Here is a 26,698-nt window from a genome sequence, read left to right on the forward strand (position 1 = left end):
GGCGGCGCCAGCAGGAGCGAGAAAGATGGCGAGCGATGGATTGTTCGCGCCGCTGCGCGATGCCGCGTTGTCGGCGGGCCGGCTGCGCACGGCGGTGGCGTATCCCTTGTCCGCGTCCAGCCTGGGCGCGGCGGTTCAGGCGCGCGCGGCCGGCTATATCGAGCCGGTGCTGGTGGGGCCGCGCGCGCGCATCGCGCGGCTGCTGGAGGAATCGGGCCTGCCGGCCGGCGGGCTGGAAATCATCGACGCGCCCGACGACGAGCTGGAATCGGCGCGGGCCGCGGCGGCGCTGGCGCGCGACGGCGTCGTGGGCATGCTGATGAAGGGCAGCCTGCACAGCGATCATTTCATGGCGGCGGTGGTGGCGCGCGAGTCGGGCCTGCGCACGGCGCGGCGCATCAGCCATGCCTTCGTGATGTCGGTCGCGGCCTATCCCAAGCTGTTCATCCTGACGGACGCGGCGGTCAACATCGCGCCCACGCTGGCCGAGAAGGCCGACATCGCGCAGAACGCCATCGACCTGGCGCGCTCGCTGGGCGTGGACCGGCCCAAGGTGGCGGTGCTGTGCGCGACGGAATCGGTGAATCCGTCCATGCCGGCCACGCTGGACGCGGCGGCCCTGTCCAAGATGGCCGACCGGATGCAGATACGCGGCGCGCTGGTGGACGGGCCGCTGGCGCTGGACAACGCCATTTCGCGCGAGGCGGCGGAGCTGAAGGGCATCGCCTCGCCGGTGGCGGGGCAGGCCGACATCCTGCTGGCGCCCGATATCGAGGCCGGCAACATGCTCTACAAGGAACTCACCTGGCTGGCCGGCGCGGGCGCGGCCGGGCTGGTGCTGGGCACGCGCGTGCCGGTCCTGCTGACCAGCCGCGCGGATTCGGTGCAGGCGCGGGTGGACAGCTGCGCGATCGCGGCCCTGCACGCGCGCGCCTTGGCGGCCTAGTGTGCGTCGGGGCTACTCGTCCCAGGCGAGCTTCTGCGGGGCCTCGAACATCGCCCGGTCGAAGTTCACGGGCAGCCGGTGCAGCAGGTCCAGCAGGGCTTCGCGCGAGAATTCCTGGCCATAGGAGGCCTTGTCGGCCTCGCACGGCACTTCGGCCCAGTACAGGTTCTTGCTGGCGTCATGCAGGATCTGGAAGCTCTGCCCCTGTTCGTTGACGATGCCCAGATAGTCGTCCAGATCCAGCAGGCACCAGAAGTAGTCGTCCAGCAGCCCGGCCAGCGTGACGCGGACGTTTTCCTCCGGCTCCACGTGGCGGGCGATGCCGGGATGCTGCTCGAAGCTGGCGTAGACGGTGTAGGCGGTCGGCGACGTGGCGGGGCGGCGCACGGCGTCGCCGGCGGTGGACGCGGGCAGTTTGCCGGCGAACGGCGCCAGACCTTCCTCCAGCGTCCAGACCGGGAAATCGTCCTCGCCGGCACCGGTGGCCTGGCTCCAGGCCTCGCGAGGCAGGTACAGCAGCGACTCGCACCAGCTCGTGTCGGGATCGGCGTCCGCATCGTCGAACATCGCCGGCCAGCGCATCGAGGCTTCGAACCACGCCTGTCCGCGCGCGACGGCGTGGCACGCCGCGTAAAGCAGCCCGTCGTCGCCAAACGGTCCCGTCCTGGCGCGCGAGGCGGTCAGCAAGGCCGCCAGCCTGTCGGCCAGCCGCAGGGCAAAGGCAATGATGTCATCAGCGGGCAATTGGGTCAGCGCCGCGCGCAGCGGCGCCAGGCTCTCGTCGTCTTGCCCCGACAGCAGCAGCGGGCGGTCGATATGCGTCATCAGTTGCCAGAACCGGGCTTCGGGCATGGGGGCGGGCAGGGTGGTCATGGGGCGCGACATGAATGGCGATGCCGGATGATACCCAAAAGCCCTGCCGGCCTTGGCCGGCGCAAGATGATCGGGTCGGATCCGCCAGATGATGACGGGCCGACAGCCCGGGTCAGCCTTCCAGCACGCGCAGATCCGGCGGCCGGTTCTCGATGATCGCTTCCATGGCGAAGAACCCGGTCACCGTCGACAGCTCGAAATCCGTGATCAGCTTTTGATAGAAGCGGTCATAGCCCGCCATGCCACGGCAGACCACCTTAATCAGGTAGTCCCAGTCTCCGCCGATGCGATAGAACTCGGTGACTTCCGGCAGGCGCTCGACGTGCAGGCGGAAGCCGTCGGCCCAGGCCTTGGCGTGGTGGCTGGTCCGGATCATGACGAACACCGTCAGGTCCAGGCCCAGCGCCACCAGGCTGACCTCGGCCCGCGTGCCACGGATGATGCCGCAGGCATTCAAGCGTTGCAGCCGGCGCCAGCAGGCGTTCTGCGACAGGCCCACCCGATCGGCCAGCTCGCGCTGGGACAAGGCGCCGTCCTTTTGCAGGCAGCTGATGATGCTGAGATCGAACTTATCTATTTTTTCTAATTTGTCGTTCATTTGATCTGTTTTTGGTTGATTTACGCAGAATATAGGTGATGTTTCATCAGGGTATTCCATCGTATGATATTTCGCTATTTACCGGAACCCGCGCCACCATGAATACCCCCACCGCGACCAGCCCCGCCAAGACCACCCCCTTGCAGCAGTTTCAAGAGAGCCTGAAGAGCGGCGACGTCGCGGCAGCGCTCGCGGACGGGCTCATCGGCAAGGACGCCGCCATCGACGGCCCGTTCGGCGCGAAGCCGCTGGTCTACGCCGATTACGTCGCGTCCGGCCGCGCCCTGATGCAGGTGGAACGCTTCATCCTCGAGCAAGTGCTGCCGTACTACGCCAACTCGCATACCGAAGCGTCCTATTGCGGTGGATTCATCACCCGGTTGCGCCGCGAAGCGCGCGCCACCATCGCCCGGTGCTGCGGCGCGGACGAAGCGCATGCGGTGATCTTCGCGGGCTCGGGCGCGACGGCCGGCATCAACCGGCTGGTCCATCTTTTCGGCGTGCGCGCGGCCCTCGCGGCGGGCCGGAAGGTCCGCGTGATCATCGGCCCGTATGAGCATCACTCGAATATCCTGCCCTGGCGCGAATGCGGCGCCGACGTCATCGAATTGGGGGAAAGCCCCGAAGGCGGACCGGACCTGGCCGAATTGGCCGCCGCCTTGCAAGCGCCGGACGGCACGCTCGTCATCTGCGCGCTGTCGGCGGCCTCGAACGTGACCGGCATCGTCGCGGACGTCCCGGCCATCACGCGGCTGGTCAAGCAGTCGGGCGCGAAAATGCTGTGGGACTACGCCGGCGGCGCGCCGTACCTGTCCATCCAGATGTCGCCCGCCGCCGATGCGCAGATCGACGCCATCGTTTTCTCGCCGCACAAGTTCATCGGCGGTCCCGGCGCCTCGGGCGTGCTGATTGTCCGGCGCGACGCCGTGACCGAGACGACGCCGGCCTGGCCGGGCGGCGGCACCGTCAAGTTCGTGTCGCCGGCCGGCCACGATTACAGCGGCAGCCTGGAATCGCGCGAAGAGGCGGGCACCCCGAACGTCGTGGGCGATATCCGCGCCGCGCTGGTCCTGCTGGTGAAGGAAGCGCTGGGCGACGACTTCATGCGGCAACGCAACGCGCACTTCGTGCGGCGGGCGTTGGGCGCCTGGAAAGACGCGGCGCAACTGGAACTGCTGGGGTCGCTGACGGCCAACCGTCTGCCGGTATTCTCTTTCCGCGTGCGCAACGGCAGGGGTGGTTTTGTACACCAGCAATTGGTCACGCGCATGCTGAGCGACCGATTCGGCATCCAGGCCCGGGGCGGCTGCGCCTGCGCCGGGCCCTATGTCCATCGCCTGCTGGACATCGGCGAAGAGCAGTCCCTGCTCATGCGGCAGGCCATTCTTGACGGCCGCGAAATCGAAAAGCCCGGATTCGTCCGATTGAATTTCAGCGCGCTGCTGTCGGACGCCAAGGCCGATTTCATCCTGGCGTCGGTGCTGGAACTGGCCTCGGACGCGGCCGATTTCGAAGGCCTGTACGACTTCGATCCCAGCCGCGCCATCTTCTTTCCGAAAAACGCCGCGGTGGCCGCCGCGGCCTGATCCGTCTGTCTCTTGCGCGCCTCGGGCGCGGGTCCTGGGCGTCGCACTTGGCCGTGCACCGCGCCCGGAAAGCTTGCGCGCGCCCGCAAGTCATCGACCCGCTAGGGTTAACACGATCAGATGATTCCGGATTATCGAGACGAGTAATCGCTACGCACGCCCCGGTGCTAGCCTCGCATGCGCTGTTTCAAAGAAGTTCCATTTCGCATGCATGGCACCGACGGGAAGCGAGAGCGATGAAGAAAAAATCATGGGGAAGGACAGCACGTTCAGGGGTGCTGAAGGGAATATTCTGGACTGGCATGAGCGCGCAGTTGGCGGGCCCGTCCGTGATGGCGCAGAGTCCATCGATCCCGGGATCAGGGGTGTCGGGTTCTCCGTATGTAGAGCCGGGACAGCCCGGCAAGCCGGACAGCTGGAGAACGCCTGAATTCATGGAGGAATGGGGGCTGGGCGCGATGAATGCCGAGTACGCCTATGCCGCCGGCTATACGGGGAAGAACGCAGTCATCGGGGTGTTGGATTCCGGCTACTACGACAAGCATCCCGAGCTTGCGCCAAGCCGGTTTTCTCCCATCCTTGCGGCCGGCATACCGGGCGTGCTGAACGCCAGGAATGACACGCACGGTACCCGGGTGAGCGGAGTGATCGGGGCGTCTCGCGATGGCCTGGGCATGCATGGCGTGGCGCCGGATGCGAGGGTGCTTGTCGCCAATACCAATGCAAGCGATGGCTTTTTGTTTGGGGTGGCCGATCCCAAGTACCCGGCATCGGACGCCAAGTATCTCTCCGAGGTGTATGGCGCGCTGGCAAGAAGCGGCGTGCGCATCATCAGCAACAGCTGGGGCTCGCAGCCGCCGTCCGAAAAGTACGATACCTTGGCGAATGTGATCGATGCCTACCGCCAGCATGAAGAGGTGCGCGCCAAGTCGGGCGCGGGTTCATGGCTGGATGCCGCCGCCAAGGCGTCGCGTGGCGGCGTGGTGAATAATTTCAGTGCGGGTAACTCCGGTTATGGCAATGCCAGCATGCGCGGCGCCTATCCGTATTTTCACCCCGAGCTCGAAGGCAATTGGTTGACGACGACGGGCTATAGCCAGACGGTTGGGCAGGTCTACAACCAGTGTGGAATCGCGAAGTGGTGGTGCGTCATGGCGCCCACCGGGGTCGAATCCCCTTCATTCGACGGAAATGCCCCCAAGCCATCCAGTGCCAGCTACCAGACTTTCAATGGCACCTCGGCTGCCGCGCCGCACGCATCGGCCGCCCTGGCTCTGATCATGGAGCGGTTTCCGTACATGAGCAATGAGCAGGCCTTGATGGTGATGTTCACCACGGCGCGGACCATGGTGCCCGATCCAAGCCGCAGCGTTGACTATGACGATACGCTGTATAGCGATGTCCGGCCGGCCATGGCGGGTTCCGCCAAGTATCCCAACGAATTCGGCGGCTGGGGGCTGGTGGACCTGCGCAAGGCCATGAACGGTCCTGCCCAGCTGTTGGGTCGCGGCGATTTCAACCTGCCCAGCGGGCAGAAGGATACATGGACCAACGATATCTCCCAGGAGGCCATCGTCCAAAGAAAAAAGGAGGATCAGGCCGAGGTCGATGGCTGGCAGGCCAGGAAGGCGAGCATGCCTGGCGGGTATCCGGACGATAGGCAGCGCGCTTACTTCGACGGATTGCGTCGCGGCGCAATCTCGGCATTGCAAAAGCTCGCGGTCGCTATCGGGACGCAGAAATTCTCGTCCGAGTATCAGGCGGTCCAGGACAATCCCGTGGCGGCTTCCGTGTTGTCTAAGCTCCTTGCGGGTATACAAAATGGCCAGTATCTGACGAGCTACGCGGCGAATCCCAATTACCAGTGGGTTGCCGTCAGCATCAGCCGGGAACTCCAGTCCAAGGTCAACGCCACGACGTTTGGCATTGCCGACGGCGATGTCGATGCGGTCAAGGCCGCCCTGCAATTCGAATACAGGATCACGGAAGAACGTATTGCCCGGCTCACCAGCAAGCTGGCCGATCCCGCGGCCTACGAGGCGGGCCTGACCAAGAGCGGCGGCGGCACCTTGATCCTGGCCGGCAGGAATACCTACATGGGCGAGACGCGCGTCAACGGCGGCGAGCTGGTGATCGACGCGAATGGCTCCATCACTTCGCCTACGCTGGTCAACGCGACCGGCATGTTCACGGTGCGGGGTGTCAGCGCCGACATCACCCTGAATGGCGGAGCGGCGTCCGTCGACGGCGTCAGCGGCAAGGTAACGATCAATCAAGGCGGGATGCTGGGCGGCAATGGCAGGCTGCAAGCGCTGGCGGTCAATGCCGGCGGCACCGTATCGCCCGGCCATTCGGTGGGTACCTTGCGGGTGGCCGGCGATGTCAGCTTCGCGCCGGGCTCGCGCTACGACGTCGAGATCAAGGCCGACGGCTCGGATTTCGACCGGATCATCGCCGGGGGCAAGGCCACGGTCACAGGCGGCGCGCTGGGCTTGCGGCTTGAATTCGCTCCCGGTCTGCTCGACCTGGCGCAGGCGCGGTCACTGAAGGGCCGCACTTTAGAGGTGCTGACGGCGGCAGGAGGGTTGACAGGCCGCTTTGACGTGGTCGAACCGAACTTCCTGTTCCTGGGGGCCGTGCCGAGCTACGGCGCGCAAGGCCTGAGCTTGCGGCTGGATCGCAACGCGACTCCCTTCGCCAGCGTGGCCCGCACGCCGAACGAACGCCGGGTTGCCGCCGCGCTCGAGACGCTGGAGGCCGGCACGCCGCTCTATGAAAGCGTGCTGGGCCTGGCCAGCGCCGAACAGGCCAGCGGCGCGTTCCGGCAGCTTGCCGGCGAGATCTATCCGGCGACCCAGGCGGCGCTGATGCGCGACAGCCGCCTGCTGCGCGAGGCCGTCATCACGCAGCAACAGCGCGTCGGGATGGCGGACGGACCGCGAGTCTGGGTACAGCCGCTGGGGGCATGGAGCCGGGCCGGCAGCGGCGACGGGGTGGATGGCTACCGCAGCCGCGTCACCGGCTTTTGGGCGGGCGGCGACGCCAGCCTGACGCCGACGCTGCGCGCGGGGCTGGTGTCGGGCTACGGACGCAACCAGGTGCGCGTCCCGGGAATGAGCGCCTCGTCCGATGTGGACAGCTATCACCTGGGCGCCTATGCGAGCTGGCGGCCGGGCGCCTGGGGGCTGCTGCTGGGCACGGCGCATAGCTGGCACGATGGCAAGGTCAAGCGCAGCGTCGCCTATGAGGGCGCGTCGGACGAGCTGAAAGGCCGCTTCAGCGGCGATACCCAGCAGTTCTTCGCCGAAACGAGCTATCGCCGTTTCCTGGGCGAAACCACGGTGTTCGAACCCTATGCGGGCCTGGCCTATGTGAGCCAGCAGACCCATCGCAAGCGCGAGAGCGGCGGCGGCGCGGCGCTCGAGGACCGTGGCGGCGGGACGCATGCGGCGCTGTCCACGCTGGGATTGCGCGGCCAGACCGCCTTGGACATGGGCCGGGCCGGGCAGCTGAAGCTATCGGCGGGGCTGGGTTGGCAGTATGTGCTGACCGGCGCCACGCAGCAGGCGCGCCTGGGATTCGTGGCGGGCGGGGCGTCCTTTCGCGTCGCGACCGCCGCGCTGGAGCGCAACAGCGCCTTGATCGACCTGGGGGCGGAGCTGGTCGTGAACGAGCGGTTCAGCGCCGGGCTGTCCTATGGCGGCCTGCTTGCCGGGAACGGCTCGGAACACGCGGTGCGCGGCAATCTGAACTGGAAGTTCTGACGGCGGTCCGGGGCGCTGTGTCATCAGCCGGCGTCCCGGGCGCGCCCTGCAATCTTTTACTGGCACCAACGACAGCGGCGTTTTGGTACTAAGCCCGGCTCCGGCGCGTGGCTACGCTTGACCCCAGGCCGTCGGCATGCACGAAGCGGCCGATGGACCACGATTCCAAGGGGGAAGCGACATGCGCAGCGCAAAACATATCCTGGCTGGTTTGCTCGCCGCGTTCGCGCTCGGCTCGGCCGGCGCGGCGGAAACGCCCAAGACGGGCGGCACGCTGGTGATCGGCTCGACGCAGGTGCCGCGCCACCTGAACGGCGCGGTGCAGTCCGGCGTCGCCACGGCGCTGCCCAGCGCGCAGCTCTTCGCCAGCCCGCTGCGCTTTGACGCGGACTGGAAGCCGCAGCCATATCTGGCCGAATCCTGGGAGTTGTCGCCCGATGCGCGCACGCTGACGCTGCATCTGCGCAAGGATGCGCTGTTCCATGACGGCAAGCCGGTGACGTCCGAGGACGTGGCGTTCTCGGTCATGGCGGTCAAGCAGAACCATCCGTTCCAGACCATGCTGGCGCCAGTCGACAGCGTGGAGACGCCGGACCCGCACACGGCGGTGCTGCGCATGTCCCGGCCGCATCCGGCCATCCTGCTGTCCATGTCGCCGGCGCTGATGCCGGTGCTGCCCAAGCACATCTACGGCGACGGCCAGGACCTGAAATCGCATCCGCGCAATTCGGCCGATCTGGTTGGCTCGGGGCCGTACCGGCTCAAGGAATTCAAGCCCGGCCAGGAAATCGTTCTGGAGCGCTTCGACAAGTTCTTCCTGCCCGGCAAGCCTTACCTGGACCGCGTGGTGGTCAAGATCAACCCGGACGCCACCAACCTGCTGATCGGGCTGGAGCGCGGCGACGTGCAGGCGCTGCCCTACATGAGCGAGCCGACCTTGTTGCGGCGCGCCAAGGACAATGCCGCGCTGTCCATGACCAGCAAGGGTTACGAGGGCATCGGCGGGTTGGGCTGGCTGGCCTTCAACACCGCGCGCAAGCCCTTCGACGACGCGCGGGTGCGCCAGGCCATCGCCTACGCCATCGACAAGAACTTCATCGCCAAGGCGCTGAATGGCGGCTTCGCCTCGGTGGCCGACGGCCCCATCATCGCCACCAGCCCCTATGCCTCGGCCGACCTGAAGAAGTATCCGCTGGACCTGAAGCGCGCCGAGCAGTTGCTGGACGAGGCCGGCCTGAAGAAGGACGGCAAGGGCGAGCGCATGACGCTGACGGTGGACTACATGCCGGGCAGCGACGTGCAGGGCAAGAACGTGGCCGAATACCTGCGCAGCCAGCTCAAGAAGGTCGGCATCGCGGTGCAGGTGCGCGCCTCGCCGGACTTTCCGACCTGGGCCAAGCGCATCGCCAGCCATGATTTCGACCTGACCACGGACATCGTCTTCAACTGGGGCGACCCGGTGATCGGCGTGCACCGGACCTATCTGTCCAGCAACATCCGCGACATCGTCTGGACTAACACCCAGTCGTACAGGAACCCCAAGGTCGACGCGCTGCTGGAGCAGGCGGGCGTGGAAACCGACGAGGGCAAGCGCCGCGCGCTGTACGCCGAGTTCCAGAAGCTGGTCACGGAAGACCTGCCGATCGACTTCCTGACCGTGATCCCGTACCACACCCTGGCCTCGCGCAAGGTCCACGGCCTGCCCGATGGCATCTGGGGCGTGCTGTCGCCGCTGGACGAGACCTGGCTGCAATAAGGCCGAGGAGGGCGCCATGTTGAGATACCTGGGACGCAGGCTGGCCTATGCGCTGGCGTTGCTGCTGGCGGTGGTGACGCTGAATTTCCTGCTGATCCACATTTCGCCGGGCGATCCGGTCGAGACCATCGCTGGCTCGATGGGCGGCATCAGCGAGGAACTGCGCGCCCAGCTGCGCGCGCAATACGGGCTGGACAAGCCCTTCATCGCGCAGCTGGGGCTGTACCTGGGGCAGGTGTTGCGCGGCGACCTGGGCCATTCCTATTTCTTCAACCTGCCGGTGACGCAGCTGATCTGGGACCGCGTGCCGGCCACGCTGCTGCTGGTCGTGACCTCGGTGCTGGGCGCTTTCCTGGCCGGCACGCTGCTGGGCACGCTGGCCGCGCGCAAGCCCAACGGGCCGCTGTCGCAGGGCATCACGCTGCTGTCCATCGTCGGGTACTCGGCGCCGGTGTTCTGGACCGGCATCCTGCTCATCATTCTGTTCGCGTCGATGCTGCCGATCTTCCCGGTGTCCGACATGCGCACGGCGGGCGCGTCCGAGCTGGGCTGGTCCGGCGCGCTGGACGTGCTGCATCACCTGGTACTGCCGGCCTGCACGCTGGGCTTCGTCTACCTGGCGCAATACAGCCGGCTGGCGCGCGCCAGCGTGATCGAGGCGCTGTCCGCCGACTACATCCGCACCGCGCGCGCCAAGGGCCTGCCCGAGCGCACGGTGCTGTACAAGCACGCGCTGCGCAACGGCGTGCTGCCGGTGGTGACGATGCTGGGCCTGCAGTTCGGCAACGTGCTGGCCGGCGCCATCCTGGTCGAGACGGTCTTCAACTGGCCCGGCCTGGGCCGGCTGGCCTTCGACTCGGTGCTGCGGCGCGACTATCCGACGCTGCTGGGCATCCTGCTGTTCGCCTCCCTGCTGGTGGTGGTGATGAACCAGCTCACCGATCTGGCCTATCGGCTGGTCGATCCCCGGATCAAGACATCATGAGCCAGATTCCCGCCGCGCCGCCGGGCGCCGTATCCGCTGTATCCGTCTCGTCCGTTTCATCCGCAGCCGCCGTGGCGACGGGCGCTGCCGCCGCGCCCGGCCGCGCGCCGGTCCGCCAGTCGCGCGAGGCGCTGCGCGCCTTCCTGCGCAATCCCTCGGCCGTCGTCGGCCTGCTGCTGCTGGCCGCCGTGCTGGCGGTGACGCTGTTCGGCCCGGCGCTGATGCCGGCCGATCCCTTCGAGATCGTCAGCGCGCCGATGGAGCCGCCCGGCGCCGAATTCCTGCTGGGCACGGACTACCTGGGGCGTGACGTGCTGACCGGCCTGGTCCACGGCGGCCGCGCCACGCTGCTGGTGGGCGTGGTGGCGGCGGTGCTGTCGGTGCTGATCGGGGTGACGGTGGGCGCGCTGGCCGGCTACTACGGCGGCTGGATCGACGAGGCGCTGATGCGCGTCACCGAGTTCTTCCAGGTGCTGCCCACGCTGCTGTTCGCCATGGTGCTGGTGACGCTGTTCTCGCCGTCGCTGGCGACGATCGCCATCGCCATCGGCGTGGTCAGCTGGACCGGCACGGCGCGGCTGGCGCGCGGCGAGTTCCTGCGGCTCAAGCGGCGCGAGTACGTGCTGGCCGAGCGCGTCATCGGCGCGGGCGACGCGCGCATCATCTGGCGCGTGATCCTGCCCAACGCGCTGGCGCCGCTGATCGTGTCGGCCACGCTGGCGGTGGGCACGGCGGTGCTGTTCGAGGCCGGACTGTCGTTCCTGGGGCTGGGCGATCCCAACGTCATGAGCTGGGGGCTGATGATCGGCAGCAACCGCCCCTACATCCTGACCGCGTGGTGGGCGGTGACGCTGCCCGGCGCGGCGATTTTCCTGACGGTGCTGGCCGTGAGCCTGATCGGCGACGGCCTGAACGACGCGCTCAATCCGGCGTCCAGGGGACGGCTATGAACGCCGCCGTCCTGCAGGCGATGACGCCCGGCGACGCGCCGGCCCCCGGCGCGGCCGATCCGGTGCTGCGCGTGGAGAACCTGACGCTGGCCTTTCGCGCGCGCGGCCGCAGCGCCGACGTGCTCAATGCGGTCAGCTTCGAGCTGCGGCCGGGCGAGACGCTGTGCCTGGTGGGCGAGTCCGGCTGCGGCAAGAGCATGACCGCGCTGGCCATCATGCGGCTGGTGCCCGAGCCCGGACGCATCGGCGGCGGCCGCGTGCTGCTGCGCGGCGAGGACCTGGCCGCGCGCGACGAGGGCGCGATGCGGCAGGTGCGCGGCAACAGCATTTCCATGATCTTCCAGGAGCCGATGACCGCGCTGAATCCGGTCTACACGGTGGGCGAGCAGATCGCCGAGCCGCTGCGGCTGCACCAGGGCCTGGACAAGGCGCGGGCGCGGGCGCGCGCCATCGAGATGCTGCGCTCGGTGGGCATACCCGCGCCCGAGCGGCGCGTGGATGATTATCCGCACCAGATGTCCGGCGGCATGCGCCAGCGCGTGATGATCGCCATCGCGCTGGCCTGCGATCCGGCCGTGCTGATCGCCGACGAGCCGACCACCGCGCTGGACGTGACGGTGCAGGCGCAGATCTTCGACCTGCTGCGCGAGCAGCAGGCGCGGCGCGGCACGGCGGTGCTGATGATCACGCACGACATGGGCGCGGTGTCCGAGATGGCCGACCGCATCGTGGTGATGTATGGCGGGCGCATCGTCGAGCAGGGCGCCTGTCGCGACGTGCTGACCGAGCCGCTGCATCCGTACACGCAGGGCCTGATCGCCTGCCTGCCGGAGCTGGACCGCGAGCCGGACGAGGCGCGGCCGGACCTGCCGGAGATCCCCGGCGTGGTGCCGTCGATCTGGGATCGCGGGCCGGGCTGTCCGTTCCAGGCGCGCTGCGAGCGGGCGATGCCGCGCTGCGGCGAGGCGTTTCCGCCGCTGGCGCGGCCGTCGGGGGCCGGCGCGATACGCATGGACGTCGATGCCGCGCCGGCTCCCGACGCCGCGGCATCCGGCGCGGAGCATGGCGTGGCCTGCTGGCTTTATGTGGAGGGGCAATCATGATCCAGACCTCGACCTCGACCCCGGCCTCAATCCATACTCCGGCCCCGGCCGCCTCCGCGCCGCTGCTGTCGGTGCGCGACCTGGCCGTGCATTTCCCCGTATCGGGCGGCGGCGGCCGGACCGCCACGGTCAAGGCCGTGGACGGCGTGTCCTTCGAGCTGGCGCGGGGCCGCACGCTGGCCATCGTGGGCGAGTCGGGCTCCGGCAAGACCACCACGGCGCTGTCGGTGCTGCGCCTGTCCGAGCCCACCGCCGGCGCCATCCATTTCGACGGGCAGGACCTGACCGCCTTGCGCGGCGAGCCATTGCGGCGCATGCGCCGCCGGCTCCAGCTGGTGTTCCAGGATCCGTATTCCTCGCTCAACCCGCGCCAGCGCGCCGGCGACATCGTGCGCGCGCCGCTGGACCTGATGGACATCGGCCCGGCGGCCGGGCGCGCGGCGCGCGTGGCCGAGATGTTCGAGCTGGTGGGCCTGCGGCAGGACCAGCAGGCGCTGTATCCGCACCAGTTCTCCGGCGGCCAGCGGCAGCGGCTGAACGTGGCGCGGGCGCTGGCCAGCGGGCCGGACCTGATCGTCTGCGACGAGCCGGTGTCGGCGCTGGATATCGCCATCCGCGCGCAGATCCTGAACCTGCTGCGCCGGATCCAGCGCGAGCGCGGCCAGTCCTTCCTGTTCATCTCGCACGACATGGCGGTGGTCGAGCACATCTGCGACGACATCGCGGTGATGTACCTGGGCAAGATCATCGAGCGCGCCTCGCGCCGCGCCTTCTTCACGCGGCCGCTGCATCCCTACAGCATGGCGCTGATGTCGGCGGTGCCCACCGTGAGCGGCGGGCGCGAGGCCGCCGCGCGCCGCGTGCGGCTGGCGGGCGATCCGCCCAGCCCGGTGGATCCGCCGCCGGGTTGCCGGTTCGCGGGGCGCTGTCCGGCCGCGCAGCCGCTTTGTTCAGCCAGCGAGCCGCCGCTGCGCGAGGTGGCGCCGGGTCATGACGTGGCCTGCCATTTCGTCGAGCGACGCGACGGCGCGCTGGTCGCGCCGCTGTAGATGACGACAAGTTCAGTGGCCGGCAAGTTCATGGGCGCGATGCGCCCGGCCCCGGCCTTGGCGGCGGGGCTTCGCGGCCGCGTCCCGCTTTGCAGCTTTCTCACTATCCCGCCACAGGAGTCCGATCCATGTCCCAGCCCGCCGTTCCGACCACGATCTACCAGGCCCGCAGCATCCTCACCATGAATCCGGCCCGGCCGCGCGCCACCCACGTGGCGGTGCGCGACGGCCGCATCCTGGGCGTGGGCGGGCTGGACGAGCTGAAGACCTGGGGGCCGGCCGAGCTGGACCGGCGCTACGCCGACCAGGTGCTGATGCCCGGCCTGGTGGAAGGCCACTGCCATCTGCCCGAGGGCGGCATGTGGAAGTTCGTGTACGTGGGTTATTACGATCGTCGTGGTCCGGATGGCAGGACCTGGACCGGGCTCAAGAGCTTCGAGGCGGTGGCGGCGCGGCTGCGCGAAGCCGAGGCCGCGCTGCCCGCGGACCGGACGCTGATCGGCTGGGGCTTCGATCCGATCTACTTCGGCGGCGAGCGCATGGACCGCCGCCACCTGGACGCGGTGTCCAGTGAACGTCCAGTCGTGGTGATGCACGCCAGCATGCACCTGATGAACGTGAACGGCGCCATGCTGGCGCGGGCCGGCATCGATGCCGATACCGACGTGGACGGCATCACCCGCCTGCCCGACGGCAGCCCCAGCGGCGAGCTATGCGAATTCGCCGCCATGTTTCCCGTGATACGCCTGATCGGCAATCCCTTCCGCACCGTGGGTCTATCGGAAGACGGGCTGCGGCTGTTCGGGCAGGTGGCGCGGCGCGCCGGCGTCACCACCGCCACCGATCTGGTGAACGAGCTGGAAGGGGAAGGGCTGGCGCGGCTGTCGCGCATCACGGCCGAGCCGGACTATCCGGTGCGCATCGTGCCGGCGGCCTCGGCGCTGGCCTTTCCGGGCGATCCGGCGCGCTGCCTGGAAACGCTGCGCGCCGCCACGGCGCTGAACCACGACAAGCTGCGCCTGGGCATGGTCAAGCTGGTGGTCGACGGCTCCATCCAGGGTTTCACGGCGCGCCTGCGCTGGCCCGGCTATCACAACGGCGCGCCCAACGGCATCTGGGTGACGGCGCCGGGCGAGCTGGACGGGTTGGTGCAGGCCTATCACGAGGCCGGCGCGCAGCTGCACATTCATACCAATGGCGACGAGGCCACGCAGGTGGCGATCGAGGCGGTGGCGCGGGCGCTGGCGAGCCATCCCCGGCCGGACCACCGGCACACGCTGCAACATTGCCAGATGGCGGACGCGGCGCAGTTCCGGCGCATGGCCAGCCTGGGGTTGTGCGCCAATCTGTTCGCCAACCACATCTACTACTGGGGCGATGCGCACTATGCGCAGACCATGGGGCCGGACCGGGCCGAGCGCATGGACGCCTGCGCCACGGCGGCGCGCGAGGGCGTGCGCTACGCCATCCACTCCGACGCGCCGATCACGCCGCTGGGGCCGTTGTTCACCGCCTGGTGCGCGGCCACGCGAACGACATCCTCGGGCCGGGTGCTGGGCGAGTCCGAGCGCATCGGGGTGGACGAGGCGCTGCGCGCCATCACGCTGGGCGCGGCCTACACGCTGCACATGGATCATCTGGTCGGCTCCATCGAGGTCGGCAAGCATGCGGACTTCTGCGTGCTGGAGGATGATCCCTCGGCTTTGCCGGCCGAGCGCCTGAAGGACGCGCGGGTGTCGGGCACCGTCGTCGGCGGACGGCCGATGGCCTCGGACGCCTGAGATGGACGGCGCAAAGGGCGGACGCATCCCGCTGACCGTGGTCGGCGGTTTCCTGGGTGCGGGCAAGACCACGCTGCTGAACCATGCGCTGGCGCAGGACCGGCGGCGCGCGGCGGTGCTGGTGAACGACTTCGGGCCGGTGGACGTGGACGCGGGCCTGCTGGCGGACAGCGCCGGGCAGGTGCTGCGGCTGGCCAATGGCTGCGTCTGCTGCTCGCTGGCCGGCGGCCTCGACGAGGCGCTGGCGCGGGTGCTGACGCTGGATCCGCTGCCGGAGTGGATCGTGATCGAAGCCAGCGGCGTGTCCGACCCCGCGCGCATCGCGCAGGTCGGGCTGGCCGATCCGATGCTGCAGCTTGAAGGCGTGGCGGTGCTGGTCGACGCCGCCGCGATCCGCGAGGCGGCGGCCGATCCCTTGCTGGCGGACACGGTGGCGCGGCAGCTGCGCGCGGCCGATCTGCTGGTGCTGAACAAGACCGATCTGGTGTCCGCGCAGGCGCTGGATGCGCTGCGGCATTGGTTGCATGGCCAGACCGGCGGCACGGCAATGGTCGAGGCGCGCGAGGGCCGCGTCGGGCTGGAGTGCCTGGCGGGAGATTGGCATGCGCCTGCGCCAGGGAGTCGCGCGCGGGTGGCCGGGCAGGGGCACGCGCCTGACAGTGGTCATGGAGTGGCGCACGCGCATGGTCGCGGTCCCGCATGTTCCCACCTGGAGGCGGATGCGCCGGGGCGTCGCGCCCATGCTCCTCCGGATGACCCCGCGCATCCCTTCGACACCTGGGTCTGGCGCGCGCCGCCGCTGCTGGACGCGCGTCGTTTCGCGGATCAGATGAAGCTCCTGCCCCGGCCGCTGATGCGCGCCAAGGGCTGGGTGCGCACGGACCGGCATGGCTGGGTGCTGGCGCAATGGGCGGGCCGGCGGCTGCGTTTCGACGCGCAGGCGCGGCGTCCGGACGATGCCGTCGAGCCCGGACTGGTGTTGATCGGCATGCGCGGGGCCGTTGGCGCGGATGAGATCGCGGCCTGTCTGGATGCGGCGGCGGGTGGTTGAGCGTCGCGCGCCCCGTCTGGTGCAAGCGATTCCCCCCGTCTGGTTCTAGTCCATCCAACGGCGGCCGCGTACCTTGATCCTGACGATGGCGCATGCCGCGCGGGCCTGGGCGGCGCGCCGTTCCGCCACTACAGGCCCACAGAGGAGAGCAGGCAATGGGGACCACCATGGACAAGAGCGTCAGCGTGGACATGCTGGCCGAATTCGCGGCCGCATGGAACCGGCATGACATCGATGCGCTGATGTCCTTCATGAGCGAGGACTGCGTATTCCTGACCGTGGCCGGACCGGATCAGTGGGGCGCGCGGCACGAGGGACCCGACGCCGTGCGCCGCGCCTTCGCGGCGGCCTGGCAGAACTTTCCGGACGCGCAGTGGCGCAACGGCCGTCACTGGGTCTGCGGCGAGCATGGCGTGTCGGAATCGACCTTCACCGGCACGGCGGCGGACGGCTCGCGGGTCGAGGCCGACATGGTGGACGTGTTCACCTTCAAGAACGGCAAGATCCAGGTCAAGAACGCCTACCGCAAGCAGCGCCCGGCCTTGCCGGCGCGCGCCTGAGGCGGCCGCCGCCCCGATACCGCAGGGAGCCCAAGCATGGACGCTCGCATGGATGCGCGGATGAATGCCCGCATGGACGCTTCGACGCCGGGCCGCGCCGGCCCCCGGCCTTATGACCCGGCCTACGATCCGCTGGTGTCGCCGCCGGGGCAGGGCCAGGACTACGCGCCCACCTACTGGGTCGCCACCGCCGGGCCGCCGCCGCAGGACGACGGCCCGGTCAATGGCGACATGGAGGTGGACGTGGCCGTGGTCGGCTCGGGCTTCACCGGGCTGTCGGCGGCGCTGACGCTGGCGCGCGATTACGGCGTGCGCGCCGTGGTGCTGGAAGCCAACCGCGCGGTCTGGGGCTGCACCAGCCGCAACGGCGGCCAGGGCCAGAACGCCTCGGGAAGGCTGTACCGCTCGCAGTGGATCCAGCGCTGGGGGCTGGACACGGCCCGCCGGCTGGACGCCGAGATCCGCGAGGGTTTCGAATACTGGAAGAGCCTGGTGGCGCAGGTGGACTGCGACGCGCAGCCGGGCGGCCATCTGTACACGGCGCATCGGCAGAAGAAGATGGCCTTCCTGGAGAACGAGAGCCGCGTCATGCGCGAGGTCTTCGGCTACGACACGCGCATGCTGAGCAAGGACCAGCTGCGCGAGCGCTACGTGGACGACCACGAGGCCGTGGGCGCGCTGCTGGAGCCGGACGGCGTGGGCGTGCATCCGCTCAAGCTGGCCTACGGCTACCTGCGCCAGGCGCGCGCGCTGGGCGCGAGCATCCATCCGTCCAGCCCGGTGCGGGGCTGGCGCGCGCAGAACGGCGCTTACCTGTTGCAGACCCCCGGCGGCACGGTGCGCGCGCGGCGCGTGGCCTTCGCCACCGGCGGCTACACGGCGCAGGGCGTGAATCCGCTGCTGGACAACCGCATCATGCCGGTGCTGTCCAACTCGCTGGTGACGCGCGCGCTGTCGCGGGCGGAGCTGGAGGCGGCCGGCCTGAAAAGCACCGTCTTCATCACCGACACGCGCACGCTGCGCTTTTACTACCGGTTGCTGCCGGACGGCCGCGTGCAGATCGGCAGCCGCAGCGCGGTCCATGGCGCCGACGCGCAGAACCCGCGCCACCTGGCCTTGCTCAAGGCCGGGCTGGCGCGCAAGTTCCCGTCGCTGCGCGACGTGGACGTGGATTATTCCTGGTGGGGCTGGGTGGACGTCAGCCACGACATGATGCCGCGCGTGACCCAGCCGGATCCGGCGCAGCAGGTCTATTACGCGTTTGGCTATGGCGGCAACGGCGTGTCGTTCTCGGCGCATGCCGGCCGCCGGCTGGCGCAGCGGCTGATGGGCCAGGACGGCCTGAAATGGGACCTGCCGATCTACGACTCGCCCTTGCCGGGCCATCTGTTCGCGCCGTTCCGCCGGCTCGGCCAGAGCCTGCTGTACCGCTGGTACTACCTGCGCGACGAGATGTTGTGAAGACCGGGGGCCGGCGCGCCGGCCCCCCCTCAGGCCGCCGCCCGCATGCGGTAGCGGCGCACCACCTCGGCCAGACGGGCGATGCCCGGGTCGATCTGCTCCAGCCGGATCGAGGTGAAGCCGATCCGCAGGAAGTTGCGCGGCGCGCTGGCGTCGTCCATGAAGAACACCTTGCCCGGCTCGATCACCACGCCATCGGCCAGCGCGGCCTCGGCCAGCTCGGCGGCGTCGAGCCAGGGCGGACCCTCCAGCCAGCAGAACGAGGATCCGGTGATGGGCGCGGCGCGGAAGTCCGGCAGGTGGCGCGCCAGCGCGCGCGCCAGCTCGGCGCCGCGTTTCTGGTACTCCTGCGACTGGCGCCGCAGCAGCGAATGGTGGTGGCCCAGCGAGATGAACAGCGAGAAGGCGCGCTGGATGTAGGCGGACGGATGGCGCAGCATCAGCCGGCGCAGCGCGCGCAGCTCGACCGCCAGCTCGGGCGGGGCGACGATGTAGCCGATGCGCAGGCCCGGCGCGAAGGACTTGGCCAGACTGCCTACGTAGATGACGCGGCCCTCGCGGTCCAGGCTCTTGAGCGCCGGCACCGGCTCGGCGCCCCAGCGGCTTTCGCTCTCGAAATCGTCCTCGATGATCATGCTGTCGGCCTGGCTGGCCAGGGCCAGCAGGCTGTCGCGGCGTTCGCGCGACAGCGTGACGGACGTGGGGCATTGATGGCCGGGCGTGACGAAAAGATAGTCGCAGCCCAGCAGCTGGGTGCCGGTGATCAGGCCGTGTTCGTCGACGGGCAGCGGCAGCAGGTGGCGGGTGTGGCTGGCGAAGATATTGCGCGCGTCGGGATAGCCGGGGTCTTCCATGCCGACCACCGTGTCGTCGTTGACCAGCAGGTCGGCCAGCAGGTAGAGCGCGTGCTGCGCACCTACGGTGATGACGATCTCGGACGCGTCGGCCCAGACGCCCCGGCGCGGCAGCACCTGGGTGCGGATCTGCTCGATCAGCGCGGGGTCGTCGTGGGTGATGAGGTCCGGCGCCCAGCTGCGGATGTCCAGCACCGACAGCGCCTTGATACAGCACTCGCGCCATTCGGCGGTGGGAAACAGGTCTTGGTCGAACTGGCCATAGACGAAGGGGTAGGGCTGTTTCTGCCAGTCGCGCGGCTTGACGATATTGCGTTGCAACGAGGGTCGAAAGCGCAGCCGCTCGTCCCAGCGCGCGGGGCGCTGCGCGTCATCGGCCGCCGTTGTTGTGGCGGGCGCGCCATGGCCCTGCGCGGGGTTTTGCAGATGCCCCTGCATGACCGAATCGCTGACGAAATGGCCGCTGCGCTCGCGCGACACCAGATAGCCCTCGCTGACCAGCTGCTGGTAAGCGAACACCACCGTGTTGCGCGCGATGCGCAGGTGGTCGGCCAGGTGGCGGCTGGAGGGCACCGGCGCGCCGGGCGGCAGGTGGCCGCTGAGGATGGCCGAGACCAGCATCTGGCACACGCGGCCCTGCAGGCTGAGATTGGGGGCGCTTTCGCGTTCGAACAGACGTTCCCACAACACAGGCTTGAGCATCGCGGCCTGGCTGGACATGGCGGCTCCTTCTGAGGGCGGCGGACGCGGCCGCCAGCGGCGGGGCGTCCGGTGCCGGCGCGCCGCGACGGGCGGCCGGTTCCGTTCTTCAGCATAGAGGAGCGGGGGGCTGCAAGGAATGGGGGATTGCCCTGCCGGCCGCCTTATCGCGGGTTCAGGCGCCACCTGGGGCGCAATGTCGGATGCACAGCGGATGCAGCGGCGGACCCAACGACGGACCCAACGGCGGACGCAACGTCAGATCCGGCCCTTCCAGGGGATCGCCAGCCGTTCCAGGTAGCGCACCAGCAGATCGAAGGCGAAGGCGAAGGCGCCGATCACGATGATGCCCATGATGACGGTGTCGCTGGCCAGGAACTGCGCGGCGTTCAGCACCATGAAGCCCAGTCCCCGGTCTGCCGCCACCATCTCGGCCGCCACCAGCGTGGTCCAGCCCACGCCGATGCCGATCCGCATGCCGGTGAAGATCTCGGGCAGCGCGGCCTTCAGGATCACGTGCCGCACGATCTGCGCGCGCGATCCGCCCATGGCGTAGGCGGCGTGGATCTGCTCGATCGACACCGAGCGCACACCGGCGCGCGCGGCGATGGCCATGGGCGCGAAGATGGCCAGGTAGATCAGGAAGATCTTCGGGAATTCGCCGATGCCGAACCAGATGATGACCAGCGGCAGGTAGGCCAGCGGCGGCAAGGGGCGGTAGAACTCGATCGGCGGGTCCAGCACGCCGCGCGCCCAGCGGTTCACGCCCATCAGGATGCCGGCCGGGATGGCGGTCAGGCAGGCCAGGAAGAACGCGCCGAACACGCGCGACAGGCTGGCCAGCGCGTGCTCGGCCAGCGTCGAGTTGGCCACGCCGTCGGTCATGGCGGACACGAACTTGCCGTACACCGCCAGCGGCGAGGGCAGGAACAGCGGCTTGACCCAGCCGGCCTCGGTCACCAGGAACCACAGGCCCAGCAGCGCGACGCTGGTCAGCAGGCTGATGTGGCCGCTGTAGCCCGCGCCCGGCGCGCCGTAGACCTTGCCGGGCGAGGGCGGCCGGCGGCGTGGCCGCGTCGTGTCAGGCATGGACGGCGTGCTCATCGGCGCCGGCGCGCTCGTCGCCGTAGATGATGCCGAGGACTTGTTCGCGCATGGCGATGAAGTCCGGACTGGATTTGATGCCACGTCCATCGCGGGTCTCCAGGAAGCGCCGGTTGAAGTCCGGCGTGAAGGTGTGGGTGATGCGTCCGGGACGCGGCGACATGACGATCAGCCGCGAACTCAGGAACAGCGCCTCTTCCACGCTGTGCGTGACGAAGAAGAACATCTTTCCGGTCTCGCGCCAGATGTCCAGCAGCAATTCCTGGATGGTCTCGCGGGTGAGCGCGTCCAGCGCCGCCATGGGCTCGTCCATCAGCAGCATGGCGGGATCGCAGGTCAGCGCGCGGGCGATGCCCACGCGCTGCTGCATGCCGCCGGAGAGCTGGTAGATCATGTGGCGGTGAAAGTCCTGCAGCCCGACCAGCTCCAGGTTGCGGCGGGCGCGGGCGCGCCGGGTCTGCTTGTCCACGCCCTGCAGCATCAGGCCGAACTCGGTGTTTTCCAGCACGTTCAGCCAGGGCAGCAGCGCGTGCTTCTGGAACACCACGCCGCGATCGGCGCCGGGGCCTTCGATGGGCCGGCCGGCCAACGTGATGCGGCCTTCCGTGGGCGATAGAAAGCCCGCCAGCAGGCTCAGCAGCGTGGTCTTGCCGCAGCCGGATGCTCCCAGCGCCACCACGAACTCGCCGGGCTGGATGGTCAGGTTGACGTTCTGCAGCGCGACCACCGGGCCGCTGTCGTGCAGGCCGGGATAGGTGACGCTGACTCGATCGGCGCACAGCACGCGCGCCTCGGGTGACTGCATGGGCATGCCTGTTCCCCTTGCTTGATGACGGCGGGATCCGGACAGGGCCGGATCCCGGGCCAGGCCGGCGCCGCGCGCGGCCTGGCCGCCTGCCTATTTTGCCGCCGTCTTGGCGTACTGGTCCGTTACGTAGGGGCTGTAGTCCCCCAGCGCCTTGTCGATCTGCTTCTGTTCCTTCAAGAACTGCGCGCTGGCATTGAAGGCGCGCGTCGCGCCGGCTTCCTTGCCGCCGCCCAGCCAGGCGCCCGAGGCCTGTTCGGCGGCGGTCGGGAACACCAGCAGGCCCAGCGCCTCGGCCACGTCCTCGGGCTTGCCGCCGATCAGCTTGACGATGTGCCTGACCTGCGGCGAGTCGGCCGTCCAGGCCGCCGGGTTGGCGCGGTAGGCGGCATAGGACTTGGCCATCACGCCGGTGAAGGCGGCCATGAACTTGGGGTTTTTCTCGGCCCAGGCGCGGTCGGCCACCAGGCCGTCGAAGGTGGGCACGCTGGCTTTGCCGATCTGCTCGGAGTCGGCGATGATCTTGCCGCTCTTGGCGATCTCGGTCAACGCCGGCGGCCAGACATAGGCCGCGTCGATGTCGCCGCGCGCCCAGGCCGCGACGATCTGCGGCGGCTGCATGTTCAGGATGCGCACGTCGCGCGGCGGAATCTTCCATACCTGCTCCAGCCCGACCAGCAGGTGGAAGTGCGAGGTCGACACGAACGGCGTGGCGACGCGCTTGCCCTTCAGGTCGGCGGTGCTTGCGATGCCCGAGCCGTTGCGCGCCACCAGCGCCTCGGACTTGCCGATGTTGTCCAGCACCCAGAACAGCTGCAGGTCCACGCCGCGCGTGGCGGCGGCGGTGATGCCGGTCGAGCCCAGCACGCCCACCGGCACCTTGCCCGAGGCCAGCGCGGTGGAAATGTCGCCGCCGGACGTGAACTGGCGCCAGTCGACCTGGTAGCCGGCATCTTTCAGGGCGGCATCCATGCTGCCGTCGGCGATGGCGGTCAGGAAGGGGCCGACGATCAGCTGGTAGCCGACCACCAGCTTGGTCTGGGCCTGGGCGGACGCCGCCAGCAACAGCGCGGCCAGGCCGGCGGGCAGGCAGCGGCGGATGATGCGCAAACTCGCGTTCATGGTGATCTCCGTGGGTGAGACCGCGTCCCGGCGCGTCCGGCTGCTCCGCGTCGCTGCGGTGTGATGCCAGTTTGCCCGGTTGGGGATGGAACGCTAGGGCCAGATGGGGGGATCAATAGGTGCCACGGTGAGGCGCGGCTACGCCTGGATGGAACCGACGACGGCGTGAAAGTCACAAAACAGACCACGAGACATCCTTGGCAAGGACTGATTCCATGAATGCAACGCTCAGGAGCCTGTTGGCGGGCTTTTGTGATTACGTGCAGGCCGCGGATCGCGACCAGATCATCTCGACCGGCAACCTGCTGTTCGACGGCGTCGCCTTTACCGTGAAATCCAGGGAGCAGGGGCAGCGGCGGGAAATGCTGATCTATTGCGATTTCGGCGAGGCGGCGCCGGAAGAAGGCGACGAGACGTGCCGGCGGCTGCTCGAGGCCAATCTGCTCATGTACAACGGCTCGTCGGCCTGCGTGTTTTCCTTGACGCCCGACACGGGGCGAGTCGTGCTGCTCAGCCATCTGGACATGAAAGGGCTGTCCGCCGGACGGCTGGCGGCCAATCTGGGGATGCTGGCCGCCTGCGCGCTGGCCTGGCGCGACGGCAGTCTCGATTTCAACAATCCCTGGCGCATGGGATTGCCCGAAGCGGCGGTCCTGCGCGACAGGGCCTGAGAGCCGGACGGGAGCGAATCATGATGGATGGAATCAACGCGGGTGGCCAGACCTCCGCCCCTAAAGCGGCGTGGTACGAGACGATCAAGCCTGCCGTCGCTTCGACGCTGACGCTTGCTGTCACAGGTGCGATCTATGGCGCGGTATCGGGCGCGGTGCAGGACGCGACGAGCGCGCTGTTGAAAGCCTCGCCGCCCTCGAAGTCCGGCGCCGATCTGAACGCCGGCGCGCTGCCGCTCGCGGCCTTGGTGGTGTCCGGCCTGGCGGGCGGAGTGTGCGGGTGGAACGCGGGCAAGATGGCCTACGACCGAATCAATGAAAAGGACTGGCTTGGCGATTGGGGGCAGGCGGGCAAGGGGATGCGCGTCCTGGTCGCGGCCGGGGTGGGAGGCGGTACGGCGGCGGCCGTATTCATGGGGACCGCGATTGCCTCGCTGTACGCCGTGGGGGGAGGCTCGGCCGACTATTCGGAAAACGATGAGGCGCGGGACCGCGCTGCCGGCATGGTCGGGGCGGTAACGGGGACCGTTGTGCAGATTGGCTTGACGCAGCTCGCCAAGTTCCTGTATCTGGACGGCATGGCCAAGGCTCCAGAACGGGAAACTTCCGCGCTGGCCGGCAAGGCATTCGCGAAAAGTGTGGGACTGGACGCGGGCGGACAAGCCCTGAAATCCATGCTTCGGGCCGGCGTGTTGCTGGGAATCAAGGATGCGCGACTCGCTTTCGGGGCGGTGCTGGAACCCACTTTCCGGCATGCGATGGGCGGCGCCACGGCGGGTCTGGCAGATGCCCTGTGGACGCTGGTCAGCTACAGATGCGATCCGAAATTCAGGGCTGAGCCAGGGGCGCGGGTTGAGGCGCGGTCGGCGGAAAAGGCCCTGGTGGAGCATTTTGCGGCATTCAAGGATGGCGCGCTGATGGACCTGATGCAGACGCCGGTGGCGATTGTCCTGGTCAGCAAGTTTGGCTATACCCAGGGCATCCTGGTGTTTACCGCCATTTCGTCCGCGCTGGCGGGCGCGAGCAAAGTAGCCGAGCCGTGGCACGGAAGCGGCGCCGCGGAACAGCTCGCGGTTCACGCACCGGGCCGAGGCGACGAAGAAACGGGGCTGGAGATGGAAACGGTGCCTGACTCCGGAAACCCATCGATGAACGTGACGGAGCCGCCAGACAGTACGCCAGTCGTGCCGACAGTGCGAAGCCGATCGGCTCAAAATTCACCCAATCCACCGGTGCCCGTCACTGTCGCGCAGGGGTCGCAATCTCCAGTCGACAAAAAGAAGAATTGAGCATCCGGCACCCCGTGGCGGCGCCGGGACCAGGCATCAGCCGGTAGAATTCCCGCGTCCTCCCGATGCGCTGGCCGCCCTCGAACCATGGCGGCGTGCGCGGCGGGAGCCAGCAGACGCGTGGCCTGGCCCAGGTTCGCAATACCGGAAGGTGATCAACGATGGAAGCGCAGCGCCATATCGAGTCCGCGCAGGAAGAAGCCCTGTCCCTGGATCTGAGGCGCACGCTCGTGCTGGGCCGCTACCTGCAAGCATGGTCGATGCCGGAGTACCGGATCGTGATGACGGGGCGACAGGGCCGGGCGCGCATTGAAATCTACTTTTTCCCGCCGGCCGCCAGCGGCCAGCCCGCCCGCTTCGCGACCGTGGGGTTATCCCGCCTTCGCCACGGGAGCGGAGCGGTTCACGCCGAATGGATGATGGCGCTGGAAGAAGGCCTGGGCGGGGAAAGCGTGGACCGGGTGTGCGCATATCTGTGCGACCTGATCGCCCACAGCATCGAGAACACGGACGGCGCCGAACCGCCGCGCGTGATGGGGGCCAGTCCACTCGCGCCGGAGAAATGGACCGCGAAGGCCATCCTCATCGATGAGTTGCGCGGTGAAAGCGAGGCGCTGGAGCGCATCGCGGTCGGGAGCGAGACGGTCGAGTTGCAATGGGTGGTGCCCATCAGCCAGAAGGAGGCCGCGCTCATCCTGGATCAGGGGATCGATGCGTTCGACGCGCATGTCGAGGGCATGGCGCATTCCATCATCGATCCCGCGCGGCCGGAATAGGCCGCTCAACCGTCCTCGGGCAGATACCCGCTGTACCCCATCAGCGCCGACAGCCGCTTGGCCACGTTGCCGACGATCTGTCCGACCTGGGCGATGTCGGGGCTGACCTTCTGGTCGATGCGCTCGATGTGCGGCACGTTGATGGCCGCGATCACATGGTCGGCCGCGCCCATCACGGGGTAGGCCACGTTGGTGATGCCGCGGATCTGGCGGCTGGGCATGGAGGCGCAGCCGCGCTGGCGCACCTCGGCCAGGATGGCGAACAGTTCGCCGGGGTCGGATTCCAGCTCGCCCTCGACCTTGATGTGGGCGGCCAGCATGCGGGTGCGCTCGACCTCGTCGCGGAAGGCCAGCAGCACGTGGCCCGAGGACGTGTCGGTCAGGCCCATGCTCACGCCCACCTTCAGGCCGAAGGACCAGCGCTCGGGGCTTTCGACCTGGGCGATGACGACCACGCGGCCGCCCTGGTACACCGCCAGGTGGCAGGACTGGCGCGCACGGCTGGCCAGCTCGCGCAGCAGCGGCAGCGCCACGCTGACCAGCGATTTCAGCGGCTGCTGGCGGTGCGCCAGCTCGAACATCTTGAGCGTGAGGGTGTAGCGGTCGTTCTCGTCGACCTGCACGTAGCCCCGGCGCTGCAGCGTCACGGCCATGCGGAAGATCTCGCTGACGCTGCGGTCGATCCGATGCGCCAGCTCGGCCAGCGTGTAGCCGGCCGAGCTGGCGGCCAGCGCTTCCAGGATGTCCAGCCCTTTTTCCAGCGCGGGCGCCGCGTAGCGCTGTCCGCCGTCGGCCTCGGCGGGCGCGGCGACGGACGAGGAATCGGGCAGGGCGGGCGCGGTCTGTTTCTTGGCGGGCATGGCGTGCTGGGGGTTCTGGGCGCGAGGCGAGTATAGGCGATCGCCTCGCGGCGAT

22 protein-coding genes are annotated in these 26,698 nt (G+C 68.7%); 15 read left to right on the plus strand and 7 right to left on the minus strand.

Annotated elements, in window-relative coordinates; genetic code table 11:
• Positions 1–25 precede the first annotated feature (25 nt).
• A complete protein-coding gene (locus AC6LJ5_RS16245) occupies positions 26–946 on the plus strand; it encodes a bifunctional enoyl-CoA hydratase/phosphate acetyltransferase (protein WP_103274167.1) in 921 nt (306 codons plus the stop codon).
• Positions 947–958: 12 nt separating this feature from the next.
• Here the strand turns inward: AC6LJ5_RS16245 and AC6LJ5_RS16250 are convergent, their stop codons facing one another.
• Together AC6LJ5_RS16250 and AC6LJ5_RS16255 are read right to left on the minus strand one after the other, a co-directional pair.
• A complete protein-coding gene (locus tag AC6LJ5_RS16250) occupies positions 959–1,831 on the minus strand; it encodes a DUF4240 domain-containing protein (RefSeq protein WP_498141012.1) in 873 nt (290 codons plus the stop codon).
• Between the two features lie 100 nt (positions 1,832–1,931).
• Positions 1,932–2,417 carry an Lrp/AsnC family transcriptional regulator gene (locus AC6LJ5_RS16255; protein WP_103274168.1) on the minus strand — a complete coding sequence of 162 codons (486 nt, stop codon included), beginning with the start codon at positions 2,415–2,417 and terminating at the stop codon, positions 1,932–1,934.
• A gap of 98 nt (positions 2,418–2,515) precedes the next feature.
• On the opposite strand from AC6LJ5_RS16255, the gene AC6LJ5_RS16260 reads away from it, so the two are divergent.
• The 11 genes from AC6LJ5_RS16260 (at position 2,516) to AC6LJ5_RS16310 (ending at position 18,463) form a co-directional block, all read left to right on the plus strand.
• Positions 2,516–4,003, plus strand: coding sequence for an aminotransferase class V-fold PLP-dependent enzyme (locus tag AC6LJ5_RS16260; RefSeq protein ID WP_498141013.1), 1,488 nt, complete (start codon positions 2,516–2,518; stop codon positions 4,001–4,003).
• Between the two features lie 302 nt (positions 4,004–4,305).
• Positions 4,306–7,767: an autotransporter domain-containing protein gene (locus AC6LJ5_RS16265; protein ID WP_498141027.1), complete on the plus strand. Its 3,462-nt coding sequence runs from the start codon at positions 4,306–4,308 to the stop codon at positions 7,765–7,767.
• A gap of 181 nt (positions 7,768–7,948) precedes the next feature.
• The gene (locus AC6LJ5_RS16270) at positions 7,949–9,523 is read left to right on the plus strand and encodes an ABC transporter substrate-binding protein (protein WP_498141014.1); all 1,575 of its coding nucleotides are present in this window, start codon (positions 7,949–7,951) and stop codon (positions 9,521–9,523) included.
• A 16-nt stretch (positions 9,524–9,539) separates the two neighbouring features.
• The gene (locus tag AC6LJ5_RS16275; RefSeq protein WP_103274171.1) at positions 9,540–10,508 is read left to right on the plus strand and encodes an ABC transporter permease; all 969 of its coding nucleotides are present in this window, start codon (positions 9,540–9,542) and stop codon (positions 10,506–10,508) included.
• A complete protein-coding gene (locus AC6LJ5_RS16280) occupies positions 10,505–11,458 on the plus strand; it encodes an ABC transporter permease (RefSeq protein ID WP_498141015.1) in 954 nt (317 codons plus the stop codon). Before AC6LJ5_RS16275 ends, AC6LJ5_RS16280 begins: the two co-directional genes overlap by 4 nt.
• Positions 11,459–11,478: 20 nt before the next feature.
• On the plus strand, positions 11,479–12,561 hold the full coding sequence (locus AC6LJ5_RS16285; protein WP_498141028.1) for an ABC transporter ATP-binding protein: 1,083 nt from the start codon (positions 11,479–11,481) through the stop codon (positions 12,559–12,561).
• Positions 12,558–13,610, plus strand: a complete 1,053-nt coding sequence (locus tag AC6LJ5_RS16290; protein ID WP_498141016.1) for an ABC transporter ATP-binding protein — start codon at positions 12,558–12,560, stop codon at positions 13,608–13,610. The genes AC6LJ5_RS16285 and AC6LJ5_RS16290 overlap by 4 nt, the downstream gene beginning before the upstream one ends.
• Positions 13,611–13,738: 128 nt before the next feature.
• Entirely contained in the window at positions 13,739–15,391 is a 1,653-nt protein-coding gene (locus AC6LJ5_RS16295; RefSeq protein ID WP_498141017.1) for an amidohydrolase, read from the plus strand.
• 1 nt (position 15,392) lies between these two features.
• On the plus strand, positions 15,393–16,442 hold the full coding sequence (locus AC6LJ5_RS16300) for a CobW family GTP-binding protein (protein ID WP_498141018.1): 1,050 nt from the start codon (positions 15,393–15,395) through the stop codon (positions 16,440–16,442).
• A gap of 167 nt (positions 16,443–16,609) precedes the next feature.
• Entirely contained in the window at positions 16,610–17,002 is a 393-nt protein-coding gene (locus AC6LJ5_RS16305) for a nuclear transport factor 2 family protein (RefSeq protein ID WP_498141029.1), read from the plus strand.
• Between the two features lie 72 nt (positions 17,003–17,074).
• A complete protein-coding gene (locus AC6LJ5_RS16310; protein ID WP_498141030.1) occupies positions 17,075–18,463 on the plus strand; it encodes an NAD(P)/FAD-dependent oxidoreductase in 1,389 nt (462 codons plus the stop codon).
• Between the two features lie 29 nt (positions 18,464–18,492).
• On the opposite strand, the gene pdxR is transcribed toward AC6LJ5_RS16310, so the two are convergent.
• The 4 genes from pdxR to tauA form a co-directional block, all read right to left on the minus strand.
• Positions 18,493–20,037 (minus strand): MocR-like pyridoxine biosynthesis transcription factor PdxR, encoded by a 1,545-nt coding sequence (gene pdxR / locus AC6LJ5_RS16315; protein ID WP_498141019.1) that lies wholly within the window; start codon positions 20,035–20,037, stop codon positions 18,493–18,495.
• A gap of 237 nt (positions 20,038–20,274) precedes the next feature.
• Positions 20,275–21,105, minus strand: coding sequence for an ABC transporter permease subunit (locus tag AC6LJ5_RS16320; RefSeq protein ID WP_103274178.1), 831 nt, complete (start codon positions 21,103–21,105; stop codon positions 20,275–20,277).
• Positions 21,098–21,931 carry a taurine ABC transporter ATP-binding protein gene (locus tag AC6LJ5_RS16325; RefSeq protein WP_498141020.1) on the minus strand — a complete coding sequence of 278 codons (834 nt, stop codon included), beginning with the start codon at positions 21,929–21,931 and terminating at the stop codon, positions 21,098–21,100. Before AC6LJ5_RS16325 ends, AC6LJ5_RS16320 begins: the two co-directional genes overlap by 8 nt.
• Before the next feature lie 87 nt (positions 21,932–22,018).
• Positions 22,019–23,047 (minus strand): taurine ABC transporter substrate-binding protein, encoded by a 1,029-nt coding sequence (gene tauA, locus AC6LJ5_RS16330; RefSeq protein ID WP_392412967.1) that lies wholly within the window; start codon positions 23,045–23,047, stop codon positions 22,019–22,021.
• Between the two features lie 215 nt (positions 23,048–23,262).
• Here tauA and AC6LJ5_RS16335 point away from each other — a divergent pair, with 215 nt between their 5' ends.
• The 3 genes from AC6LJ5_RS16335 (at position 23,263) to AC6LJ5_RS16345 (ending at position 25,783) form a co-directional block, all read left to right on the plus strand.
• Positions 23,263–23,718, plus strand: a complete 456-nt coding sequence (locus AC6LJ5_RS16335; RefSeq protein ID WP_392412966.1) for a CesT family type III secretion system chaperone — start codon at positions 23,263–23,265, stop codon at positions 23,716–23,718.
• A 20-nt stretch (positions 23,719–23,738) separates the two neighbouring features.
• The gene (locus AC6LJ5_RS16340) at positions 23,739–25,007 is read left to right on the plus strand and encodes a hypothetical protein (RefSeq protein WP_498141021.1); all 1,269 of its coding nucleotides are present in this window, start codon (positions 23,739–23,741) and stop codon (positions 25,005–25,007) included.
• A 161-nt stretch (positions 25,008–25,168) separates the two neighbouring features.
• Positions 25,169–25,783, plus strand: a complete 615-nt coding sequence (locus AC6LJ5_RS16345) for a suppressor of fused domain protein (protein ID WP_103274183.1) — start codon at positions 25,169–25,171, stop codon at positions 25,781–25,783.
• Positions 25,784–25,788: 5 nt separating this feature from the next.
• Here the strand turns inward: AC6LJ5_RS16345 and AC6LJ5_RS16350 are convergent, their stop codons facing one another.
• A complete protein-coding gene (locus tag AC6LJ5_RS16350; RefSeq protein WP_103274184.1) occupies positions 25,789–26,643 on the minus strand; it encodes an IclR family transcriptional regulator in 855 nt (284 codons plus the stop codon).
• Between the last annotated feature and the right edge of the window lie 55 nt (positions 26,644–26,698).

This window comes from Achromobacter sp. 1011791174, from assembly GCF_059760925.1.

Bases quoted from the DNA above. Each gene is read 5' to 3' on its own strand.
- AC6LJ5_RS16260 (WP_498141013.1), top strand. From the start codon at position 2,516: ATGAATACCCCCACCGCGACCAGCCCCGCCAAGACCACCCCCTTGCAG.
- AC6LJ5_RS16350 (WP_103274184.1), bottom strand. From the start codon at position 26,643: ATGCCCGCCAAGAAACAGACCGCGCCCGCCCTGCCCGATTCCTCGTCC.
- AC6LJ5_RS16345 (WP_103274183.1), top strand. From the start codon at position 25,169: ATGGAAGCGCAGCGCCATATCGAGTCCGCGCAGGAAGAAGCCCTGTCC.
- AC6LJ5_RS16320 (WP_103274178.1), bottom strand. From the start codon at position 21,105: ATGCCTGACACGACGCGGCCACGCCGCCGGCCGCCCTCGCCCGGCAAG.
- AC6LJ5_RS16275 (WP_103274171.1), top strand. From the start codon at position 9,540: ATGTTGAGATACCTGGGACGCAGGCTGGCCTATGCGCTGGCGTTGCTG.
- AC6LJ5_RS16340 (WP_498141021.1), top strand. From the start codon at position 23,739: ATGATGGATGGAATCAACGCGGGTGGCCAGACCTCCGCCCCTAAAGCG.
- AC6LJ5_RS16265 (WP_498141027.1), top strand. From the start codon at position 4,306: ATGAGCGCGCAGTTGGCGGGCCCGTCCGTGATGGCGCAGAGTCCATCG.
- AC6LJ5_RS16250 (WP_498141012.1), bottom strand. From the start codon at position 1,831: ATGTCGCGCCCCATGACCACCCTGCCCGCCCCCATGCCCGAAGCCCGG.
- AC6LJ5_RS16335 (WP_392412966.1), top strand. From the start codon at position 23,263: ATGAATGCAACGCTCAGGAGCCTGTTGGCGGGCTTTTGTGATTACGTG.
- AC6LJ5_RS16325 (WP_498141020.1), bottom strand. From the start codon at position 21,931: ATGCCCATGCAGTCACCCGAGGCGCGCGTGCTGTGCGCCGATCGAGTC.
- pdxR (WP_498141019.1), bottom strand. From the start codon at position 20,037: ATGTCCAGCCAGGCCGCGATGCTCAAGCCTGTGTTGTGGGAACGTCTG.
- AC6LJ5_RS16300 (WP_498141018.1), top strand. From the start codon at position 15,393: ATGGACGGCGCAAAGGGCGGACGCATCCCGCTGACCGTGGTCGGCGGT.
- AC6LJ5_RS16305 (WP_498141029.1), top strand. From the start codon at position 16,610: ATGGACAAGAGCGTCAGCGTGGACATGCTGGCCGAATTCGCGGCCGCA.
- AC6LJ5_RS16310 (WP_498141030.1), top strand. From the start codon at position 17,075: ATGGACGCTTCGACGCCGGGCCGCGCCGGCCCCCGGCCTTATGACCCG.
- AC6LJ5_RS16245 (WP_103274167.1), top strand. From the start codon at position 26: ATGGCGAGCGATGGATTGTTCGCGCCGCTGCGCGATGCCGCGTTGTCG.
- AC6LJ5_RS16285 (WP_498141028.1), top strand. From the start codon at position 11,479: ATGACGCCCGGCGACGCGCCGGCCCCCGGCGCGGCCGATCCGGTGCTG.
- AC6LJ5_RS16290 (WP_498141016.1), top strand. From the start codon at position 12,558: ATGATCCAGACCTCGACCTCGACCCCGGCCTCAATCCATACTCCGGCC.
- AC6LJ5_RS16270 (WP_498141014.1), top strand. From the start codon at position 7,949: ATGCGCAGCGCAAAACATATCCTGGCTGGTTTGCTCGCCGCGTTCGCG.
- AC6LJ5_RS16280 (WP_498141015.1), top strand. From the start codon at position 10,505: ATGAGCCAGATTCCCGCCGCGCCGCCGGGCGCCGTATCCGCTGTATCC.
- AC6LJ5_RS16255 (WP_103274168.1), bottom strand. From the start codon at position 2,417: ATGAACGACAAATTAGAAAAAATAGATAAGTTCGATCTCAGCATCATC.
- AC6LJ5_RS16295 (WP_498141017.1), top strand. From the start codon at position 13,739: ATGTCCCAGCCCGCCGTTCCGACCACGATCTACCAGGCCCGCAGCATC.
- tauA (WP_392412967.1), bottom strand. From the start codon at position 23,047: ATGAACGCGAGTTTGCGCATCATCCGCCGCTGCCTGCCCGCCGGCCTG.